This window comes from Hydrogenobacter subterraneus, assembly GCF_055390195.1.
Genome location: NZ_AP042473.1, coordinates 953,888 through 973,077, shown reverse-complemented (window position 1 = coordinate 973,077; position 19,190 = coordinate 953,888). Strand labels below are relative to the sequence as shown.

Here is a 19,190-nt window from a genome sequence, read left to right as displayed (position 1 = left end):
TCATAGTATATTTAGTACGAGGAGGTTAAGCATGAGCAACGTGCTAATCATCTACGATAGCAGGACGGGAAATACCAAAAAGATGGCCGAGCTTGTGGCTGAAGGAGCAAAAAGGGTGGAAGGTACAGAGGTGAGATTAAAGTACGTGGAGGAGGCCACAAAGGAAGATATCCTTTGGTGTCATGGTCTTGCGGTGGGGACGCCAACCCACATGGGCATAGTCTCATGGAGGCTAAAGAGGTTTTTTGATGATGTGATGGGAGACCTTTGGGGCACCATTGACGGCAAAATAGGCTGTGCCTTCTCCTCCTCCGGCGGTTGGGGCGGTGGCAATGAAGTGGCCTGTCTTTCTGTCCTCTATATGCTCATAAACTACGGCTTTTTGGTTTTTGGCCTCACAGACTATGTAGGTAAAAAGTTTACCTTGCATTATGGGGCTGTGGTGGCTGGAGAGCCAAGGACGGAGGAAGAAAAGGAGGCCTGTATGAGGCTTGGTGAGAGGCTTGCCCAGTATGTGGCAGTCCTTTACGATGGAAGGGGGGAGCTTATAGAACATGTAAGAAGCTTTGGAGGTAAGTTTCCATGGTGAAGAATTTTGAGCTAAAGATAAACGGCAAGCTATACAAAGTAAAAGCTTACGAGGATGAGCCTCTTCTTTGGGTCATAAGGGAGAGGCTAAGGCTCACAGGCACCAAGTTTGGCTGTGGCATGGGCCTGTGCGGTGCCTGCACGGTGCTGATAGACAAAAGGGCCCAAAGGTCCTGCCTTGTGCCAGTTTCTTCCGCTGTGGGAAAGGAGATAATAACCATAGAAGGTATCCCCTCAAACCACCCTCTAAAACGGGCTTGGATAGAGCTTCAGGTGCCACAGTGTGGCTACTGTCAGCCGGGACAGATAATGGAGGCCTACGCCCTACTCCTTGAAAATCCAAAGCCCACAAGGGACCAGATAGTCCAAATGCTCTCCTCCCATATCTGTAGGTGCGGGACCTACAACAGGATAATAGGCGCAGTAGAAAAAGCGGTGAAGGGAGGTAAAACATGATTACAAGGAGGGATGTTATAAAGGCTGGTGGCTTGACCCTTTGTGTGATGCTAACTCCGGAAGGATACAAGGTTTTAAAGGCACAGGAGCTTCCCAAGAGGTATGCACCCAACCTATGGATAAACATATCAAAGGACAATTACCTTACAGTCTTTGTAAACAAGTCCGAGATGGGGCAGGGTGTTTATACGGGCCTTGCCATGCTTGTGGCAGAAGAGCTGGACTTTCCTTGGGAGAGGGTAAAAGTAAAACCTGCGCCGGCGGGAAGGGCCTATGTGGACCCAAAGATGGGCATACAGCTAACGGGTGGAAGCACAAGCGTGAGGAACATGTATGAGGTGCTAAGGCTTGCGGGCGCCAGCATGAGGGAGATGATAGTTGCCTCTGCCAGCAAAAGCCTAAAAGTGCCAAGAGAAAAGATAAAGGCAAAGGGTGGCTTTATAATGGTGGAGGGCAAAAGCTACCCTTACGGGGACTTTGTGGACCTTGCCGTAAAAGAACCCATACCACCCAAGCCAAGGCTAAAGGAGCCTAAGGAGTTCATATACATAGGTAAATCTGTGCCAAGGGTGGATGTGCCAGAGAAGGTGGAAGGGAGTGCATCCTTTGGCATAGACAGCTTTTTGGAGGGCATGGTCTATGCGGTAGTGGAAAGGCCTCCCTACTTTGGCGCAAGACCTTTGAAGGTAGATGCCACATCTGCAAAGAGACTGCCGGAAGTGATAGATGTCTTTCCAATTTCCACAGGTGTGGCAGTATGCGGAGAGTCCTTTTGGGCATGCCAGAAGGCAAGGCAGAGCTTAAGAGTAGAGTGGAGCGAAAGCTTTGTAAAGGGCTGGGAAGACAAGGACTTTGAAAGGTACTTTTTGCAGAAGCTAAAGGATAAGGGGGAAGTGGTAAGGGTAAAGGGAAGCCCGCAAAGGGTCTTTGAAGAATCACCCATAAAGGTGGAAGAGACCTACATACAGCCCTACCTATACCATGCTACCATGGAGCCTATGGCCTGCCTTGCCTGGGTGAAGGAAGATGAGTGCATAGTCTATGCGCCTATTCAGTCCCAAACATGGGCTTTAGAGGCTGCCAAGAGGATAAGCGGGCTTCCGGAGAGCAAGATAAAGATAATGACCACATACTTGGGTGGTGGCTTTGGTAGGAAGGCAAACGTGGAGTTTGTGGCGGAGGCCCTTGAGATATCCAAAAGGCTAAAAAGGCCAGTAAAGCTCATATACACAAGGGAGGACGATATAAGGTCTGGCTACTTTAGGCCCTACAGCATAACCCACATTAAAGCCTCAGCGGACAAAAATGGAAACTTGAACTCTTTGACCTTCAAGATAGCGGTTCAGCCTTTACTAGGTGGCAATGCTTCCGTGGAGGGTGTGGCAAACACACCCTATCAGATACCAAACCTACATGTGGAAAGGATAGACATGGAGCTTCCGGTGAGCGTTTGGTTTTGGAGGTCTGTGGGCTCCACCCATAACGCCTTTAGCCTTGAGACCATGATTGACCGTATAGCCTACCAGACAGGACAGGACCCTGCAGAGCTTAGGCTAAGGCTTTTGAAGCATAACCCTGTTGCCTACAGGGTGGTCCAAACTGCCATGGAAAAGTCGGGCTGGGGCAAGAAAAGAAACCTTGGCATAGCCTACCACTATTCTTTCGGAAGTCATGCCTGCCATGTGGCGGAGGTGTCCCTTGAAAAGGGAAAGGTTAAGGTCCATAGGGTGGTGGCGGTCATAGATGTGGGTCCCATAACGGTCCATCCGGACCTAATTAAATCTCAAGTGGAAGGTGCCATAATGATGGGCCTTAGCATGGCTCTAAAGGAGGGAGTGAGCTTTAAAGATGGCGGTGTGGCAAACACCAACTTCAGCGGGTATGAAATACTGAGGATGGATGAGGCCCCCAAGGTGGAGGTGTATATACTAAACTCAAAGCGTGAGATGGGTGGAGTGGGAGAGCCGGGACTTCCACCCATAGCACCGGCGGTAGCCAACGCCTTGCTTTGGGCCTACGGCATAAAGGTAAACAGACTGCCAATAAGGTTATGATGAAGGTCCTAAAGGCCAAAGAGATGCAACTTTTGGACCAAAGGACCATAGAGGGCCTTGGTGTGCCTTCTATTTTGCTTATGGAAAAGGCTGGCCTCTCAGTAGTTGAGGCCATAAGGCGCGAGTTTCTGCATGTAAAAAGAGTGCTTGTGGTGGCTGGCAAGGGCAACAACGGCGGTGATGGGCTTGTGGTGGCAAGACACCTACACCTTTTGGGCTACAAGGTGGGCTATGTGCTTGCCCTGGGAGAGGATTTAAAGGGCGATGCAGGCCTACAGCTAAAAATCCTAAAAAGCCTTGGTCTTGAGCCTCTAAGAGAGGTGGATTTTAAAGACTTTGACCTTGTGGTGGATGCCCTCTTTGGCACAGGCTTTGAACCACCCGTGAGGGGAGAGGCCCTCAGATGGATTGAACTTATAAACAACTCTCACCTTCCCGTGGTCTCTGTAGACATACCCTCTGGCCTCTCCGCAGACAGCGCAAAGGAATACGAGCCTTCTGTAAAGGCAGACATAACCGTTACCTTCCAATTTCCTAAGGTGTGCCACCTTCTATATCCTTCTGCCAAAAGGTGTGGAAGGCTTTATGTGGCAAACATAGGCATACCCACATGGCTTGCGCAGGAGATAAAGAGGGAAGTGCTTTTGAAGACAAACCCACCCAAAAGGGAACCAGACGTGCATAAGGGCCTTATGGGCCATGTGCTTATAATTGGGGGAAGCACTGGAAAGACTGGGGCAGTAATTATGAGCGCAAGGGCCTCCACAAGGACAGGTGCTGGGCTTGTAAGCGTTGGCATCCCAGAAGATTTAAACTCCATCTTTGAATCAAGCCTTGTGGAGGAGATGAGCATACCATTAGGGGGCAAGGGAAGGCTTTCGGTGGAGGCTGTAAAAGAGGTGCTTGAAATCCAAAGCAGGTTTTCCGCCGTGGCCGTTGGCATGGGCATGGACAGATACCAAGAGGGAAGGCTTATCATAAGAGAGCTTTTGCTTGGCCTTGAGAGGCCCCTTCTTATAGACGCAGATGGCATTAACAACCTTGCGGACCTTGGCGTGGAAGTGCTAAAAGAGAGGAAGGGCATCACTGTTTTGACGCCCCATGTGGGAGAGTTTGAAAGGCTAAGCGGGCTAAGGAAGGATTACATAGTGGAAAACCTAATAGATGTGGCCCAAGACTTTGCGGTAAAATACGGATGCTACCTTGTGCTAAAGTCTTCAAGGACCGTCATAGCCACACCGGAGGGAAGGGCCTACCTTTCCATCAGAGGCACGCCAGCCATGGCAAAGGGTGGAGTGGGCGATGTGTTATCTGGCATCCTTGTGGCTCTCCTTGGAAGAGGCATGCCAGCGGAAGAGGCCCTACGGCTTGGAGTCTTTTTACACGGCTTGGCTGGAGAGATAGCGGAAAGGAAAAGGCACAAGGAGAGCCTAAGGGCCCTTGACCTTGTGGAAGCTATTCCAGAGGCTTATAATCTTATTGAAAATGAAGCCTTTGATAGCCCTATCTCTTATATTCCTTAGTGGCTGTGGCATAGTGCATATAGAGATAAGGGACAAAACGCCAAAAAGGGAGGTGCAAAGGCCACAAAGAAGGGTGGAAGCTCCACAGAGAACCTATCAGCCACCAGCGGAAGCCCTTAAGGTTCCTTTGCCGGTAAAAGGAAAGGTTACGCCTACAGATAGGGGCTACTATATAAACACAGCCTGCGGAGAGTATTTTAGGTCCGTGGGCGAGGGCAAAGTTCTGTATGCGGGAAACGATATTAAAAACTACGGCTGGGTGGTTATGGTAGAAAGCGATGAAAGATTTGTCTACGTTTATGCAAAGGCTGGTAGCCTATTGGTAAAAAGGGGTGAGTGGGTAAAGAAAAGCCAGCCCTTAGGCAGGGTGGGAGAAGATAGGGAAGGCTGTGGCCTGCTTTTTGAGGTGAGAGACCAAGAGGGAAGGCCGGTAAAGTTTAGTGTGGAGTGATATTAACCTCAATCTTCATCTGGTTAAAGGCCTCTTTTATCCTTTCCTCTATCTCATTCTCAGATATTTCTCCCTCAACCGCCCTAAGCTCAAACTCAATCCTTTGAAACCTCTCGCTTAAAAGCCTCAACACACCCATCACATCCGACAACTTACCCCTTGGAATTACAAAGCTCAAAGAAAGCCCACTTATAGCTTTTTTTTCAAGTAATGCACTACCTACAGGCTGTTTTATAGTTTCTACTGGTTTATTATCTATTTTTACATCCGGCGATCCTACTGGTATTCTACAACCTATCTCCCCTTCCTCCTCTTCCTTTTTACAAAGCTCTGCCCTTACAATAACCTCTCTTTCAGAAAAATAGACTGACGCACTCTCTTTAAAATACCTGCATTCCACCCTTCCATCCTCAAGCATCTCTCCAAGCCCAAACAGCCCCTTGGCCACTCCCTCAGATATGGACCTTTCTATAACCTCTTTATCTACAGGCCTTGGCTCTCCCGGCGTCCTAAGGAAAGCCTCATAAAGCTTACCCGTATAAAGGAAATCATTATCCCTAAGATACTTTTCCCTTATCACCAAAGGGTCAAGCCTTTCAATGATTTCATTTTCCGTCTTTAGCGCATCATATATCTCCTCATCAATACCCCTTGAGTCCCCATAAGTTGGCACTCCAAGGTCCAGCTCTTTGACCCCATCCTTAGAGGGTATAAGGACCATCCTGTATAACTTCCTTATAAGCTCCTTAAGAACTTCCTCCGTTTTACTTAGTTTGTCCTTTAAATCCTTTTTCTGTTCTTCCCTTAGGTTTAGGCTCTTGTCCTTTTCAATAGATTGATAAGCTATCCTTTTTCTTGCCTCTCTCTCAAAGTTATTTCTCTCCCCCTCCATAGGCACAAGGAAGAACAGAGTATTCCTGTTTATGCGCGGAGAGGACCCCTTGTTCTTTAATATACTGTCAATCAAACTTCTATCATCTTTCCTCAAAACTACAAGCTTTAGGTCTTCTGTATCCGGAATATTGACAGAGTTCTCCACCCAAATATATACCTTTAGCTTTTTCTCCCTTTAATCTACCTCTTAGCAGTTCACTTTCCAGCTTTTCTATATCCTCATCCTTTACATTCTCCATTTTGGTAAGCAATATTCTGTTTAGGTTAGGAATGTTGGAAAAGAAGTATCTATCCTCCGTAGCTTGTAAATAGAAGAGGTTATTTTTTAGCTGTTCTACCGCTTCTACCACGGCGCTGGCTGGGTTGTTCATTGTGGTGGCAGACCTTTTTATCTCTCCCAAGGTAGCACCCTTTGACTGACCACTGGAAAAGGAATAAAGGAATATAACCCTTGCAGACCTTGTTCCAAGCTTCAAACCTTGATAGGCATTCCCCAAGGACCTATCCACCCTTTTGGCACCAGCAGAATGGCCAGTAATATCTTGGTCCAATATGCTGTTATACTCATTTCCTATGTGTTTTATAAGCTCTTGGCGTAGCTCTTGGTTTGAAAGGTCAAAATCCGCAAGGCTGATATAGGGTATGTTTTTGTCTTTTAAAGAATATACGACCAAGGACAAAAGCCTTAAGACACCCCTCGTTCTTTGAAAGGTATGAATGCTCCCCCAACGATGATATAGAACATCCAAAACCTCTGGCATAAAAGGATAGGAATCAAGAAATTTGTCTCTGTATTCGCTTGGCTCCATACCCGCGGGAAGTATATTTTCCTTTTGGGCATAATCCACAAACATCTGAACTATCTTCTTAGCTTCCTCTTCGTCAATATGGCTAAAAAGCCTCCTTTTTATAACCTTGGCTATTTCTCCTTCTTGCACTGGTGTATATACCTTTTCTACCCTTCCTATTACCTTCTGAAGTTGATTATAAAACCTTTCTGCGTTCTCATCGTAGTGTTCCAAAAGGCTGGATGGAAGAGTTATCACAAGACAAACTTTATCCAAGGTTTTTACCGCTTCTGTAAGCTCCTGCATAAAGGCAAGGCTTTGGGCGTAAAGGGTGCTATCACCCACCCTTTGACCGGCAGCCTTTACCGCATACTCAAGCACTTCATCCATAAGAATAAGCACAGGCTCATGGCTTAAGAGAAGTTCCCTTATGGCCTCTCTACCCGGTGAAGTATAGCCAGTAAGCCTTGTGTTTTGACCCGTTAGTCCCCTTTCCAAGGCTCCCCACAGAGTATCCCGCGGTCCCAAAACAGTTCCTACTATTACCACAGGCTTGGCTTTCCATTCCCTTGCCTTGTGATAGAGGGCTATAAGGCTGTGGGTTTTTCCACCTCCAAAGGGTGTTTGAATCTGAATAATATGGTCCCCGCCTTCGCCTTTTAATCTTCTCTCCACCATGCTCAAAAGGTTCCTTAGTCCCTCCGTAAGGTAGGTCCTTTGGAAAAAGATGTCTGGGTCCTTATACTCTTCTGGGCCCCTACCTTGACTTACCTCGTATAGGTCTGCAGCAAAAACATCCTGCTCAAGCCTTCCTTCAAGGATGTCTTTGTGTGGTATGGCTATGGTATGAAAGGGCCTCATCAGAACAACCTCCCTTGCTTTCTAATCTCTTCTTTTAATCTTTCTCTTCCAACCAAAAAGCCGTCAAGAAGCTTTTTCTCTTTACTCTCCTGCGGTAATGTTTCAGATATGGCTTGGGCCACCCTGTAAAAAACCTCCCTATCTCCAAAGCCCGTCTCCCTTAGCACCCTGATCATCTCGTCCCTTCTTCCCTTCTCCCACAACAAAAGGACAAGATGCAAAACATCAACAAGCTCCGTAGAACCCTCAAGCTCTTCCATCTTCCTGTCCTGTGGCCCCAGCACCTTTATAAATTCCTTCTCCTTTTTTATAAAGCTATTTTTGTTCCAATGGGTGGCAAGGTCTATACCACAACTGGTGGCAAGCTTTCTTGCCTCATCAAAAGGCACCTTTGCCTCACCGTAGTTCCACCTGTATAGCACATAAAACATGGTAAGCTCGGAGATCTCCCCAGAAAAACCATTGTGGAGTATTTGCCTTATGACAAAGTCTGTGACTATCTTCCTCACATCTTCCAACAGCCTATCCGCCCGTATAAGCTTGCCCTCATAGTCCATAACCTTTTCATACTTTCCAAAGACCTCTATGGCGGAACCAATGGCCGATATAAAAAAGTCAGCCCCACCTATCCCCTTCTGCCATAACCTTTCAAGCCTTCTATTCAAATGCTCTTTCAATTGATGCTTAACCTCATTATACATACCAATAGGCTCGCGCTCCATCTTTCTGGCAACTATGTAGATGGATGATGAAAGGGTAGCAGATTCCTTTGCTCTTAACCTTGCCTGCATCTCCGTATTTATGGGCCATGCGCCCGTTATAACCAAGCCAGAATCCAAAAGAGAGTTTATAAGCGTTTCCCATCCCTCCGTAGATTTATGGGCATATACAATTACCGCAATGCCATAGGGCTTTAAAACTCGGTGTATCTCTTGAAAGGCTTTTTTAAGCATATCTTCAAAGAATTTTTTATCCTTATAACTATATCTTAATGAATCCCAAGTAGACATTTCTGTAATCTCTTGAGATTTTGGAGTGAGTGGAGTGGAAAATAGTTCAGGATATAAATCTCCAATACTTCTTTTTAGCCATACATAAAAGAAGTCGGATAAATCTGCATATGGAACATTGTTATAATAAGGTGGGTCTGTAATGACTGCATCAAAGTAGTTGTCTGGATAGGGTAGAGAGGTGGCGGAGAATTGGGTGATGACTGGAATGTGTAAGCTTTTCATAGCCCTTCCTCTATTAGTTTCATATATAGACCACCTGCTTTTATCAAGTTCTTTGATTTATCTTCTTCCTCATCTTCTTCATTGGGTAAAGGTGGGGTGGAAAAGTGGGTGATTGAATTGATGCGAGAAGTGTGTTCTAAAACTCTCAAAATCCAATCCATAGCTGAGTTCCAGTCTCCTGTTGATCCACTCCAAGGACAAAGCTCAAAATAGTCCCATATCATAGGAAGAGCCTGTCGCCCAAAAGTGTGTGCCACAAATTCTCCTGCCACAGCCCAAACACACAGAATTGAGTTATAGTCCGCCAACCTATCCACTCCCAACGCCAAATAACTCACCACTGCCTTTGTATATTCTTCATCATAGCCTTCTTCAACCATTCTTTTGTAAGCCAGCCTTACCTTTTCCGTAAAGGTAATCAAAGCCAATTTTTGGCGAGAATTGAAAAGGTCGCCCCATTTAGTCATGCCATATAAAGGCACATTAAATACACCACTCATTAAAGGTAATTCCTCATCCGGCACAGGGTCTATTCCCCATTCTTCCATAAGCTTTTTCCTTTTCTCCTCAAGGTATTTTTCTGCCTCTTTAAAAACATCCAAGTCTTTCTCCGTTGCCAGCCTGTAGCTTTTTCCTTCTTTGTTTGGATGATGCAAAACCACTGCCACCATCCTTTGACCTGCCTTTCCCTCTTGAAATAGCTTTCTCACATCTTTGTCATCAATAGCAGAACCACACACAGGACATACCGCCACAGCCCTTGAAATGGTGCCTTCCTCTGGGTCAAAATCCTTTGGCATAGGCTCATATCCATCTCCCACTATTTTAAAAAGCACCTTATTGCCCTCCTTATAGGGGTATAGGGCTACTTTCTTCTTATCCTTCTTTGCCAGCCAGTATTGTCTCATCAAAGGAATTTCCGCTCCACAGTTAGGGTTTTGGCAGGGTATAGTCCTTGCCCAAAGGTATCCAACCGGTATAGAACCATCCTCCTCTGCCGGATAGAACCTACCTATTTCCTCTTTTGCAAGCTCCAAAACCCACTCCCCCCATCTTTTTACATCCTCCAATAGCACATTCTCAACCCTTACCTTTCTCCTTACCTTCTTACCAAACTCTTCCACCTCTATCTCTACCTCTCCCGGCTTTCCATACTTTTGAGGGTATTCAAGGGTGCATTTTTGTATCAAAACGGCCACAGGATTATAATCACCCGAATAGACTTCACAGCCAAGGCGCAAGGCTTCAAGGGGTATGGAACCACCTCCTCCAAAGGGGTCCAGAACTCTCGGGGGCCTTCCTCCATTAGAGGCAAGAATATCCCTCCTCGCCTTCTCTATAATGGTCCTGTTTAAAGAATTCTCCCACTTACAAAGGTCTATAATAAAGGCAAGCCGGTTGTTGCGTTCCAGCTCATCCTTTGGTGCGGGTATAAGGCTTGCGTATATGGTGGCTCTGGAAGCTGCCAAGGGCCTCCTTGCCCACCAAATATGAAGGGTAGAAATATGTCCATGGCGTATGTTTTTCTCCCTTGCGGACTCTTGACCGACCTCCTTTACAGGAAAAGACTCCTCTATAAAGCGCCTATGGCTCATCCTTTCCTCCCACATACTTCAAAATTTCCCTCTCATCCACAATATATCTTACCACCTCCACCTTCTCTTGGGGTTTTAACCTCTCTGCGGGGTTTTGGATTATGATAAGCCGTGGAGAACTTACTGCATTAAAGACCACATAAAGGTAGTAATCATCCTTCAGCCTTTGGGCCTTAAACCACTCGTTTTGAGTTAAAGCCACCTCTCCCACACCAGCCCTTGCCTTCACTTCAATATACCTCACCCTTCCATCCCTATCCACAGACCTTATATCAAAGCCAAGGTTTTGAGAAGAAACATCCTCCGGTCTTCTACCTTCCCTTATCTCATACTCCATAGCCACCTTCATACCTACGGCTTCCACTTCCGGATCACCTTCCACACCAATCCTTTCCCTCATAGGCTTTATCCTTATGACTCCCAAAAAGTTTGGTGGAGAAAGAGACAGGGCCTTTTCCCTTTCCAATCTTTCTTTTAGCTCCTCCAAACCCCTTTCATACTCGTGCTTTTTCTCCCTTTTTCTGTTTATCATCTTATCCACATCCTCGCCCTTATCCTTTTTTCCATAAAGGTCCAAAATCTCCCCATCCAATTGATAGATCAAATATTCCAAGGATTTAACACCATACCTTTCTTTTATCTCCACCTGCCTTAGCCTTTCCTTTAAAAGCTCCTCCTTATATCTTTCAAGCCCTTTAATAACAACATCTTCCACCCTTTTCCTTAACTCCTCCATATTCACAGCTTCCTTTTCTGTAGTAAAACCTTCCGCCAGGTCCCACAAGATAGCAGGAGAAACTTCCACCACCTTCCTTCCATCATCATAAAAAGCAAAAAGCCTTTTGCCTACTATGGACCCCGTTCCGTCCCTCACCTCACCCTCATAAAAAAGCATATAACCGTCCAGCCTCCCATCTGGGTCAAAAAATACCGCACCCTTCAAAAGACTATCCCTTAAATGCTTTTCTACCCACCTCATAACAGCTTCAAAAAGTGGATGCCCAAAGGATACAAACTCCGCATCGGGCGTTCTAAAGGCCTTCTCCTTATCAAAGGTGATCTTAGGATATTTGGTCTGAAGCTGTCCAAAGCTCCTTTTAAATTCCTCCTCCTCGGCAACCCGTCTTATATCCAGTGGAATGCTTTCCACACTCAAAAAACCATCCTTGCGTTCCCTTATCTTTCCACCAGCCTTCTCAAAAGCCTTCTTAAAGTAGTTTTCCGTATATTCTGGAATTAGGCGCTCTTCCTTGGCCTTTTGTGCCAGCTCCCTTATCCTTGTCAAGTCAATATGTCTTGTGGCAAGAGCCTCCCCCAAGCTCTCCTTTATTCTGTTTATATACTCCTCATCAACCTTTATATCAATCTCCTTCAGAATCTCATCCATATCCCTTGCGTTCACAGCAGCCTCCACCAAAAGCTGTGAAAGGTTTTTATTAAGCAAAATCTCCCCTATCACATCAAAAACCTTATCACTACCAAGTGCTTCCCTTATCTTATTAAGCTTTTCAAGGAGATTGTAAAGAACTTTTCCTTCCCTGGTTCTTCTTGCCACAAGATTGTATATATGCACCTCCCTTTGCTGTCCGTAGCGATGTATCCTTCCCATCCTTTGCTCAAGCCTGTTTGGATTCCATGGTAGGTCATAGTTAATCATAAGATTGCAAAACTGAAGATTTATACCCTCTCCAGCCGCCTCTGTAGCTATCAAAACCTCTGCCTCATTCTTAAACCTTTTCTCCGCGTCTATCCTTTCGTATAGATTCATACCCCCATGGATGATAACCGTTGAAAAACCCCAGCTTTTTACCTTTTCATTCAAGTATTCAAGCGTATCCTTTGACTCTGTAAATATGATAATTTTGAAATCTTTAAACTCCTCTTTAAGTCTAAGAAGCGTCTCTTTAAGCTCCTTAAGCTTTGCCTCTTCTTCATTCCTTAATATATCCTCGGCCCTCCTTATAAGCTCGTCCACCGTCCTTATCTCTTCCTCCAACTCCTTCATATTTTCAGAAAGGGTTATGGTTTCCCATTTGATCTCTTCGGCCCACCTCTCACTCTCGGACATATCCTCCACTTCTTCAAAGTTAATGACCTCTTCAGGCTCTCTTTGTTGGTATGCACTGCTTTTAAGCTCTTCAAGTCTTTTTTTCCTTCTTTTCAAAGACTCAAGCAAAGCATAAACACTGGAAGAGAACCTTCTTTGCAAAATAACAAGGGCAAAGGCCACATTCCTCCTTCTGTCTCTTTTTATAGCCTTATCATACTGGCTTTTTACATACCTTGAAAGCTCATTATAAAGCTCCATCTCCCTATCGCTAAGTTCTAAAGGAACTGTATTAACACGCCTTGGTAGGAACAAGGGCCTACCCTCAAAATCCTTTAGGTCCTCCTTTAACCTTCTTATAAACAAAGGATTGTTTCCACTCTGTATTGCCTCCCTCATAATCTCCTCGTTTGCAAAAAAGCCCCGTTCAAGCAGGTCAAGAAGTAATCTGAAATTCTCCGGGTCTCCCTTGTGTGGCGTGGCTGTAAGGAAAAGCAGGTGGTTGCTTATTTTGGAAAGCACTTCTCCAAGCTTATATCTGTCAGTCTTTTCCGTTTTATTGCCATACCTATAAGCGCTCATCTTGTGAGCCTCATCCACTATAACAAGGTCAAAATCAGCATCTTCCAAAGATTCAAGCACTTCTTTCTTTTTGGCAAAGTCCATGGAAGTGATGATTTGAGAATACTTTTGCCAGGGGTTTATACCAAAGTTGGAATTAAACCTCCCTCTATCCACTATCTCAAAATGCTCGTCAAATTTTTCAGAAAGCTCCCTCTGCCACTGATCTCTGAGATGTCCGGGCACCACAATCAAAATTCTCTTTATAAGATGGCGAAGCTTTAGCTCCTTTATGATTAAGCCGGCCATAATGGTCTTCCCAGCACCAGGGTCATCCGCTATCATAAACCTTATCCTTGGAAGTTTAAGAACATAACCATACACAGCCTCTATTTGGTGTGGAAGTGGGTCAATCTTTGATACATTTACAGCCAACAGAGGGTCATACACAGAGGCATACCTATACCGTATGGTTTCAAGGGCAAGAAATACCTTCCACGTCTCTTCAGAAAAGCTTAATTCACCACCTATAACTTCCACCTTAGGCAATTCATCCTTAGGAATTAATCTGTTATCAATTCCGCCCGTATTCTTACCTTTTGTGATAATTAACACATAATTACCTTGGTCCTCCGTATAAATAACCTCTACAGGCTCAGACCAAAAAGGCCCCCTAAGGACACTTCCCTTTTTTATTTCCATCCCCATATTAGTATTTTATTTAGCATTCTACTTCTACGTGGGTTAATGTTATAATTAAACACCATGATAGACATAGCCTTTGCACAGCAGACAGGACATGGTTCAAGTCCAGTGGGAGCTTTGCTTTTCCAGCTTGTTTTCTTCATATTGCTCTTTGTTATGTTCTACTTTTTACTCATAAGACCACAAGCAAAAGCAAGGAAAAAACATCAGGAGTTTTTGGCAAACCTTAAAAAGGGAGACAGGGTGGTCACCACCGGTGGCATATGGGGCACGGTGGTAGAGATAGGAGACGAAACTGTCACCCTTAAAGTGGATGCCAACACAAGGATAACCTTTACCAAAGAAGCCATAGCCCACTACCAGCCCAATTACAAGAAAGAAGAAAAGGAAAAAGAAGAATAAATTTTTTCCTATGAAGCTACTCTTAGAGGAGGGGGTGGTCCTTCCAGAGATAGAAGATTTTGGCAAGACTGCCCTCATAAAGGGAAACTATAAGGTAAGCTACAAAGAACTAATTGAAAACATATCAAGCTTTGCTCGGTTGGTGGATATACTGCCCGGAGAAAGAGTGGTAATATGCTCCGAAAACAGGCCAGAGTGGGTTTATGCCTTTTATGGCGCATGGCAAAGGGGGGGCATAGTGGTTCCCATAGACTACATGTCCTCTGTGGAGGAGGCTTATTACATAGTCAAGGAAGTTGAACCTACAATAGTCTTTTGTTCAAACCAAACCCAAAGGACCATAAAGGAAGCCCTTGAAAGGTCTGGTATAAAGGCTACCATTTACAACTTTGATGACCTTATAATTCCAAAGCCCTTTGGCAAAGTTCTAAGCAGGTCCCTTCATGAGACAGCCCTAATACTTTATACCTCTGGCACCACCGGAGAGCCAAAGGGCGTCATGCTAAGCTTTAAAAACCTACTTTCCAACATAAAGGCTATAGAAAAGGTGGGAGTAGCGGGAAAAGAAGACATAACCCTTGCCCTTTTGCCCTTTCACCACTCTTACCCCCTTATGGTCACCATGCTTGTGCCACTTTATCTTGGTGCCACCATAGTCTTTTTGGAAAGGCTAAGCTCGGAAGAACTCATAAAGGCTCTGCAAGAACACAAAATAACCATACTTGTAGGAGTGCCAAGGCTATACCAGCTTTTGCACCAAAGGATCATGGAAGGCATAAGGTCAAACCCAGCAGGCAGGTTGCTCTTTGCTCTTTCTCCCTACCTCAATCCACCTTTAAGAAGGCTACTTTTTAAAAAGGTTCATAAGGCCTTCGGCGGAAGGATAAAATACCTTGTGAGCGGTGGAGCCAAACTCCCCTTAGATATAGCCCTTGACCTAAATAGGCTTGGATTTACCATACTTGAAGGCTATGGCCTTACAGAAACCTCTCCCATAGTCTCCTTTAACCCACCCCAAAGGCCCAAGCTTGGCTCTGTAGGCCTTCCCATAGAGGAGGTTTATGTAAAGATATCCGAAGAGGGAGAGGTGCTTGTAAGGGGTGTTAATGTGATGCAGGGCTATTATAAGAAGCCAGAGGAGACAAAAAAGGCCTTCAAAGACGGCTGGTTTATGACGGGAGACCTGGGCTACCTTGACCAAGAGGGCTACCTATACATAACGGGTAGAAAAAAGGAGATCCTTGTGCTTTCCGGTGGCAAAAAGGTAAACCCGGAGGAGCTGGAAGCTCTTATTATGAAGGAAGGAGCAGGCATAAAGGAGGTGGCGGTCTTAGAAATAGACGGCTCTGTGAAAGCCCTTGTGCTTCCAGACTTTGAAAGGCTAAGGAGCCAAGGCATTCTAAACATAGAAGAGTACATAAGATGGCAAGTAATAGACAAGGTAAATCAAAAACTACCCGATTGGAAAAGGATAACGGGGTTTAAAATCATCAAAGAAGAACTTCCAAAGACAAGGCTTGGGAAGATAAGAAGGTTTTTATTGCCACAGATATACCTTTCCCAAGAGGAAGCCTTAGAAAGAGAAGAAGAAAGCCCCCTTTTGAACACTCAGGAAGGTATGATAATAAGGTCCTACCTTGAAAAGGCCACCCAGAGGAAGGTAAAGGGCCACCACCATGTAGAGCTTGACCTTGGCCTTGACTCTTTGGGTAAGGTGGAGTTTTTGAGCTTCCTTGAGTCTTCCTTTGGCATAAGGCTTACAGAAGAGGACTTGGCCCAAAACCCAAGGGTGGACCAGATTGTAAGTCTCATAATAGAAAAAAAGGAAAAGGTAGAAGCCTCAGAAAAAAGTTGGAAGGAAATCCTCTTGGAAGCCCAGCCATACACTTTAAAGGACTATGCTCCCATCTTCCATGCTGGTAGGCTTCTTTTAAAGCTCTTTTTTAAACTCTACAACAGGCTTAGTGTAAAAGGCTTGGAAAACCTGCCGAAGGCGCCCTTTATCCTTGCTCCAAACCACGCCAGCTACTTGGATGGCTTTGTAATAGTCAGCGCCCTTCCACCTTCCATAGCGGAAAGGACCTACTTTCTTGGCGCAGAGGAATACTTTAAAAATCCTTTAACTTCTCTCTTTGGAAAGCTCGCCCATGTGATAACGGTAAACCTTGACAGAAGGCTAAAAGAATCCCTGCAAAAGACCGCATGGGCCTTAAGGCTTGGAAGGGTGGTGGTCATATTTCCAGAAGGTGCAAGAACAAGGGACGGCAGGCTTTTGCCCTTTAGAAAAGGCTTTGCCATACTAAGTAAAGAACTCTCTGTGCCGGTGGTGCCAGTGGCCATAAAAGGAACCTATGAAGCCATGTCCATCTACCATAAACTACCAAGGCCAAAGAAGATTGAAGTTATCTTTGGAAGGCCCATTTATCCAGAAGGCAAAAGCTACGAGGAAATTGTGGAAGAGGTAAAGAAAGAGGTTGAAAGGCTTTTGGAGGCTTAGATGTATAAAATCTACGAAAATTCACATAATTAGGATAAGGTTAATCTAAGGCTTTTGAAAATTTTAAAAAAAATATATTCCTTCTTTCGTAATTTTTTGATATAATTAGCAAGCATACGTTGGGTGAGAAATTAATTAGGCAAAGGTGATGCCATTATACCTTTTTGTTAAAAAAAATAAATGAGACAAGAAATTTAGAAGCACGGCATCTGTGCAACTACTAATAAAAAACCTACTGGTCTTTGACCCGCCCAATGTTTTATAATCCGGCAGGTTTAAAACCTGCCCCTACAAAGGGCGAATTTCTCACCCGGCGTTTTTTTTTGATATAATTAGCAAGCATGAAAGGGGGAGATAAATTAATCAAATCAGAGGTTTTTCCAGTAAATATATCCGCCATCCCAGAACTGCACGCCTATGAGGTAGAATTGGCTGGTTCTACTGAACAGCTTAACAAGGTTGGTGGTAAATTAGCCTATCGTTTAAAGAAAAAATTTGGAGGACATTGGGTTTGGGTGAGAGAAGACAAGAAGCTTATTACAGATTTAGAACCTATTGATGAAAGGGAAATTAACACCTTTATAAGCGAGCTTCGTAGAAGTGATAAAGAAAAGGAAAGCTTTAAATACTTAAACGCTATAAGGTATGTTGGGGATTGGGAACCTACCCCTATTGCAAAAGCGAGGTACGTAGAAAAGCTGTTTGATGAATTACAGAAGGAAATTAAAAATATTTTATCAAAATATAGTTATCGCATAGAAAATGTATACATTGAAAGACTATGTGATGTTCAAGCTTTAACTGTTAAAAATGGCTCTGCTGTTGAACCAGCCATTGCCCTTTCTATATCCTCAGAGCTTGTTTATGAACAAGACCTTAAAGGCTATATAGAAGAACTAAAGAGAAAAAATGTTAATATTGAGGATGAATTAAAAGGTTTGTTGGTTTATAGTAAGTTCCAATCCCTGAAAGGAGAAATAACTGAAATAGTGGGTGAATTAAAGTATCACAGAGAGAGATTGCTGGATATTGCTAGCGAGCAAGAAATCATAGACTTAATAAATAAAGCTCCAGATGATGAATTAATAGTAAGAGTAAAAACGAAGTCAGGCGAATATGATTATATTATTTCTGCTTTAGGAGTAATAGTGCATCCAGATTATGTAAGAAAGTTTACCAGAGATAACAAGAGTGTGAATGATCTTTTTAATAAATTGAAAATAGAGCCAAATGAAAGATATAGGATTATAGAAGATATCTATAAGGTTTTGAAGGATAAAGGATGGTTAGGGGAACCTTATAGTTCGCAAAGCTTCCCAAACCTGTTTATTAAGTCCAAGGATATAGGTTTTTCACCGAATATACTTATAGGGAATAATAAAAAGACTCACATCGACCGCCTCTGGTCTGAAATTACGGAGAATGGTATATATGCTATGTCTGAGAAGTTCCATGGAGGTGAGCCTATAAATCTGGGAATAATAAATGCGATATATAATAAAAGTCGTGATGTAGAAGGTTTTCTCAAATCTATAGAAGAAGAGTTAAAAAGACTTGGTTTTAAAACAAACATTGCTGGATACCATCAATTAAAGGTGGATAATTCAGACTTAATAGCATTTCGAAGAGATTTAAACGATGTAATTAGCAAAATAGACGAGAAAAACAAACCAGATATATATTTGGTGTTTTTCCCTGGTGAACCAAGAGAGGATGATTATGATGGTTTCTACGATGAGCTTAAGATGGTATGCTTGAAAGAAGGTTTACAAAGTCAAGTAGTATATGAGCGCACAATTGGAAATAAATTTGCACTAAGAAATATAGTCTTAGGTATTATTGGGAAAACAGGCAACAAACCTTATATTTTAGGAGAGTCTTTGGATTTTGCAGATTACTTAGTGGGGCTTGATAGAAGCGGCATACAAAAGGATAAATTAGCTGGGACTATAAACGTGGTAGGTTTTGTAAGGATATACCAAAATAATGGCGAGTTTCTGCGGTATAAATTCTACAATATGTTGGTTGAGGGTGAAACTATACCGGAGAAAGTTTTGAATTCTCTTTTTAATGACCTTAAATTTGAAAACAAAAAGGTAATAATCCACAGGGATGGGCTTTTTCGCGGAAATGAAATAGAGGTTTTGAAAAAGATTGCGCACAAATTAAACTCAGAGTTTTACTTTATTGAGGTAATTAAAAATGATGTTCCGCGGATATATGAGTTTGACAATGGGATAGCTAAAAAAGCGGAAAAAGGAACAGCCTTTAAATTGAATGATAAAGAAGCTATTTTAGTCACTTCCTCTCCTCAAAAAGGTACACCAAGGCCGCTAAAAATCAGGACAGATGGTAAATTAGATATTGAAAAGGCTATTCACTCTGTCCTTTCTATGACCATTCTTCATTATGGCTCTCTTATCCAACCACGTCTACCGGTAACCACCTACTATGCAGATAAGATAGGCAAATTTATATTAAGAGGAATTGAACCCAAAGAACCAGAGGGCAATATTCCCTTTTGGTTATAGGC

Annotated in this window: 13 protein-coding genes; 8 read left to right on the top strand and 5 right to left on the bottom strand. The window is 43.8% G+C overall.

Annotation, left to right across the window (positions count from 1 at the left end; translation table 11 throughout):
* The first annotated feature begins 31 nt into the window (after positions 1-31).
* Genes ACZ5GB_RS05280 through ACZ5GB_RS05260 form a run of 5 tightly spaced genes read left to right on the top strand, consistent with a single transcriptional unit; the run spans position 32 to position 5,072 of the window.
* The gene (locus ACZ5GB_RS05280; RefSeq protein WP_464326210.1) at positions 32-589 is read left to right on the top strand and encodes a flavodoxin family protein; all 558 of its coding nucleotides are present in this window, start codon (positions 32-34) and stop codon (positions 587-589) included.
* Positions 583-1,044, top strand: coding sequence for a (2Fe-2S)-binding protein (locus ACZ5GB_RS05275; protein WP_464326209.1), 462 nt, complete (start codon positions 583-585; stop codon positions 1,042-1,044). Before ACZ5GB_RS05280 ends, ACZ5GB_RS05275 begins: the two co-directional genes overlap by 7 nt.
* Positions 1,041-3,098, top strand: coding sequence for a xanthine dehydrogenase family protein molybdopterin-binding subunit (locus tag ACZ5GB_RS05270; protein ID WP_464326208.1), 2,058 nt, complete (start codon positions 1,041-1,043; stop codon positions 3,096-3,098). Before ACZ5GB_RS05275 ends, ACZ5GB_RS05270 begins: the two co-directional genes overlap by 4 nt.
* A complete protein-coding gene (locus ACZ5GB_RS05265; protein ID WP_464326207.1) occupies positions 3,095-4,621 on the top strand; it encodes an NAD(P)H-hydrate dehydratase in 1,527 nt (508 codons plus the stop codon). The genes ACZ5GB_RS05270 and ACZ5GB_RS05265 overlap by 4 nt, the downstream gene beginning before the upstream one ends.
* On the top strand, positions 4,584-5,072 hold the full coding sequence (locus ACZ5GB_RS05260) for a murein hydrolase activator EnvC family protein (protein ID WP_464326206.1): 489 nt from the start codon (positions 4,584-4,586) through the stop codon (positions 5,070-5,072). Before ACZ5GB_RS05265 ends, ACZ5GB_RS05260 begins: the two co-directional genes overlap by 38 nt.
* Here the strand turns inward: ACZ5GB_RS05260 and ACZ5GB_RS05255 are convergent.
* From ACZ5GB_RS05255 to ACZ5GB_RS05235, 5 genes are read right to left on the bottom strand one after another with little or no spacing between them, the layout of a single operon-like run.
* On the bottom strand, positions 5,059-6,111 hold the full coding sequence (locus ACZ5GB_RS05255; RefSeq protein WP_464326205.1) for a DUF499 domain-containing protein: 1,053 nt from the start codon (positions 6,109-6,111) through the stop codon (positions 5,059-5,061). The two genes, ACZ5GB_RS05260 and ACZ5GB_RS05255, sit on opposite strands and share 14 nt — an antisense overlap.
* Positions 6,047-7,615 (bottom strand): DUF499 domain-containing protein, encoded by a 1,569-nt coding sequence (locus ACZ5GB_RS05250; protein WP_464326204.1) that lies wholly within the window; start codon positions 7,613-7,615, stop codon positions 6,047-6,049. The genes ACZ5GB_RS05255 and ACZ5GB_RS05250 overlap by 65 nt, the downstream gene beginning before the upstream one ends.
* Positions 7,615-8,850 carry a hypothetical protein gene (locus tag ACZ5GB_RS05245; protein ID WP_464326203.1) on the bottom strand — a complete coding sequence of 412 codons (1,236 nt, stop codon included), beginning with the start codon at positions 8,848-8,850 and terminating at the stop codon, positions 7,615-7,617. The genes ACZ5GB_RS05250 and ACZ5GB_RS05245 overlap by 1 nt, the downstream gene beginning before the upstream one ends.
* Positions 8,847-10,445, bottom strand: a complete 1,599-nt coding sequence (locus tag ACZ5GB_RS05240) for a DUF1156 domain-containing protein (RefSeq protein WP_464326202.1) — start codon at positions 10,443-10,445, stop codon at positions 8,847-8,849. The genes ACZ5GB_RS05245 and ACZ5GB_RS05240 overlap by 4 nt, the downstream gene beginning before the upstream one ends.
* Positions 10,435-13,755, bottom strand: a complete 3,321-nt coding sequence (locus tag ACZ5GB_RS05235) for a helicase-related protein (RefSeq protein ID WP_464326201.1) — start codon at positions 13,753-13,755, stop codon at positions 10,435-10,437. Before ACZ5GB_RS05235 ends, ACZ5GB_RS05240 begins: the two co-directional genes overlap by 11 nt.
* 63 nt (positions 13,756-13,818) lie before the next feature.
* Here ACZ5GB_RS05235 and yajC point away from each other — a divergent pair, with 63 nt between their 5' ends.
* The 3 genes from yajC to ACZ5GB_RS05220 all read left to right on the top strand — a co-directional run bounded on the left by yajC (position 13,819) and on the right by ACZ5GB_RS05220 (position 19,188).
* The gene (yajC, locus tag ACZ5GB_RS05230) at positions 13,819-14,160 is read left to right on the top strand and encodes a preprotein translocase subunit YajC (protein ID WP_464326200.1); all 342 of its coding nucleotides are present in this window, start codon (positions 13,819-13,821) and stop codon (positions 14,158-14,160) included.
* A gap of 10 nt (positions 14,161-14,170) precedes the next feature.
* Entirely contained in the window at positions 14,171-16,657 is a 2,487-nt protein-coding gene (locus ACZ5GB_RS05225; RefSeq protein WP_464326199.1) for an AMP-binding protein, read from the top strand.
* 341 nt (positions 16,658-16,998) lie between these two features.
* Positions 16,999-19,188 (top strand): Piwi domain-containing protein, encoded by a 2,190-nt coding sequence (locus ACZ5GB_RS05220; RefSeq protein ID WP_464326198.1) that lies wholly within the window; start codon positions 16,999-17,001, stop codon positions 19,186-19,188.
* Positions 19,189-19,190: the final 2 nt, after the last annotated feature.